Raw genomic sequence first — 2,840 nt, 5'->3', positions numbered from 1 at the left:
AATATAGTTAGATGGGAGGTGAAAAAATGTATTTTTGTATCAAACAACAGCTAAATGGTTTGACCAAAGAAGAATACTTGACTCTTCGAGAACTGTGCCATATTGCCAAGAACATGTACAACGTCGGATTGTAAATTGGCAAACTTGTCATTGGCTATGCGGAAACATGGCAACGCAATATTAATCTAGGAAAAAAGACAAATCAAAACTTTGTCAATATTCCTCTCGGTAACATAAAAGAAAAACTAGAATATCTTTGTGAATTTTACGGCATTGAATTCTTGAAACAGGAAGAATCCTATACGTCTCAAGCCAGCTTTTTTGACGGCGATGAGATTCCTGAATATAATGCCGACAATCCAAAAGAATATAAGTTCAGCGGCAAACGTATTAAGCGCGGCTTGTATCGAACAAAGTCTGGCAAACTAATTAATGCTGATGTCAATGGCGCATTAAACATCTTAAAGAAAAGTAAAGCTGTAGACCTGAGTGTCTTATGCTCTAGCGGCGAAGTGGACACGCCTCAAAGAATAAGGATTGCTTGAAGCAGTCAAACTTCTTTGGAAGCCCCCACTTCAAATTTTCGCTAGAAAATTAAGTGGGGGTAGTTCACATTCATATTATTCCCCCGACCGGGCGTACATGACCTTTTGAGTCAGCCCTTTACGCCGCATGTTTCCGTTTCGTTGCGGACGGCCGATCGATCATCAAGCCAAGCGCAGCGCCGATCAGCGCAGGGACAACCCAGCCGAGCCCGACTGAAAACAGCGGCGCCCATGAGAGGAGCGGTTCTAACCATGCCGTCTCCAGCCCGATCGTTTTCAAACCGTCATACAGGCTGAACATGCCGGTAAAGAGCAACGCCATCCCGTACACTTTCGCCGAACCACGGTAAAAGCGGCGGAAAAACGACAGGGCGACGAGCACGATCGCCAATGGATACAGCATCGTCAACACTGGAACGGAAACAGCGATCAACGCATTTAAGCCGAGGTTTGACATCAAAAAGCTAAATAAGGTTAATACAATGACATACGTTCGGTACGAAACAGTCGGGGTGAGCTCTTGAAAGTATTGCGCACAAGCAGCGACTAGACCAACCGCCGTTGTTAAGCAGGCAAGCGCCACGATCACGCCCAACAGCAACTTCCCCCCGCTGCCAAACAGCAGCGATGACACGTATGACAATAGCTCGGCTCCGTTGGCAAATGAGCCGACACCAGCCATTCTAGCACCAATGATGGCAATGCCGCCATAAACGAGCGCGAGTCCCAATCCAGCGATCAATCCGGCTTGCACCGTGGCTTTTGCCTGCAACGCCGGCCGGTCCACCCCGCGGTCACGGAGCGCATGAATGACGACGATGCCAAAGGCAAGGGCCGCGATCGTATCCATCGTTAAATACCCTTCCAGCATCCCTTTCACAAACGGCGCCGAGGCATACTTCTCAGCCGGCAGCGCCTGTGGGTCGTCAAGCCGGATTAAACCGGTAAGGCAAAGCACAGCAATGGAAAGCAGCAACATCGGCGTCAACAGCTGGCCGATTCGATCCACAAGCTTCGAGGGGTTTAAGCTGAGCCAGTACACAAGGGCGAAAAAGAGACCCGTAAACAGCCACATCACCAAAGATCCGCTCTCAGGGAAAAACGGCTTCGCTCCGATTTCATAGGCGACGCTAGCCGCGCGCGGAATGCCGAAAAACGGGCCGATCGCCAAATACACAGCGAGTGAAAAGCAAAGGCTGAACAGCGGATGAACAGCGTTGCCGAGCGAACGGATGCCGTCTTTGGCGAACGCCACCGCCGCGACCGACAACAGCGGCAGCCCAACACCGGTGACGATAAATCCAAGAACCGCCGGCCATACGGCCGTTCCCGCTTCCATCCCTAAATACGGAGGAAAAATCAAGTTGCCCGCGCCGAAAAAGAGGGAAAAGAGCATCAATCCAGTAAACAGCACATCTCTCGTTTTCATTGTATCCCTCATTTCTATTATTTTGAAAATGAATTAAATATTCTGATATATAACAAAACAATAGTATCAATTTAGGATAACAGTCGATTATTATTATCCTAATCCTTTATAAATATTAACCCGTGGTGCTAGTTGAGCGCTAAAGCTCAACTAGCACCACGGGTAAAAATAAATATGTCCAAGACATATGTCTTCATCCCTACACACTGTCTTTAGATGTACCAAACGCTGATGGATTACCGATTACTCATTCGCATAGATGGTGACAACAATACGCAAGCCAACATTCATATCTGACTGAAAGCGCAGATGTCAATTTAATCATCAAACAAAGCTTAGGTCGTGAATATAAGGAGTTATGGTTTCTTTACAGAAAGGATAGCATGTTTTTTATTATAGTTACAAGGAAATCATAATAATGATTGAGCAATAGATGATGTATAAAATTTTGTGTGAAGCATTTTACTTAGAGCTGATTATGCGAGAAGAAATAAAAAATTTCCTCTAAATAAAAAGGTCGGAAGGAAAACATTTCGCGTACTATCAGGTCAATGAGCTCTGGCAAGATGATTTGTCCCATGGCCCGTTGATTCGTGTGAATGGCAAAACACAAAAAACGCTTTTAATTGCCTATATCGATGACTGCTCGCGGGTCGTGCCGTACGCTCAGTTTTTCTCTTCCGAGAAATTTGACGGGTTGCGGATCGTGACCAAAGAAGCGTTGCTTCGATACGGAAAGCCGAAGCGAATTTACTCGGATAACGGCAAACATTGGATACTACGATAATCGGGCGATATTCGCCTTACTCTGCTCCGATATTTTCTCCTAAATTTTAAGGGTGTCCTCAACTTTGGGGACACCCTCC

1 protein-coding gene and 2 pseudogenes are annotated in these 2,840 nt (G+C 46.3%); 2 read left to right on the top strand and 1 reads right to left on the bottom strand.

The genetic code is table 11. The features are described from left to right. Positions 1-134: 134 nt before the first annotated feature. Positions 135-545 (top strand): annotated as a pseudogene (locus BRO54_RS18590) (zinc ribbon domain-containing protein); the annotation flags it as partial. 118 nt (positions 546-663) lie between these two features. On the opposite strand, the gene brnQ reads toward BRO54_RS18590, so the two are convergent. Further along, the gene (gene brnQ / locus BRO54_RS18585) at positions 664-1,974 is read right to left on the bottom strand and encodes a branched-chain amino acid transport system II carrier protein (RefSeq protein WP_014196898.1); all 1,311 of its coding nucleotides are present in this window, start codon (positions 1,972-1,974) and stop codon (positions 664-666) included. A 520-nt stretch (positions 1,975-2,494) separates the two neighbouring features. Here brnQ and BRO54_RS18580 point away from each other — a divergent pair. Further along, positions 2,495-2,743, top strand: a pseudogene (locus BRO54_RS18580) (IS481 family transposase); the annotation flags it as partial. Positions 2,744-2,840 lie beyond the last annotated feature (97 nt).

This window comes from Geobacillus proteiniphilus, from assembly GCF_001908025.1.
GTDB lineage: Bacteria > Bacillota > Bacilli > Bacillales > Anoxybacillaceae > Geobacillus > Geobacillus proteiniphilus.
This window is presented reverse-complemented; position numbering and strand designations above follow the sequence as displayed.

Coding starts and splice junctions, on each gene's coding strand:
- brnQ (WP_014196898.1), bottom strand. CDS start 1,974: ATGAAAACGAGAGATGTGCTGTTTACTGGATTGATGCTCTTTTCCCTC.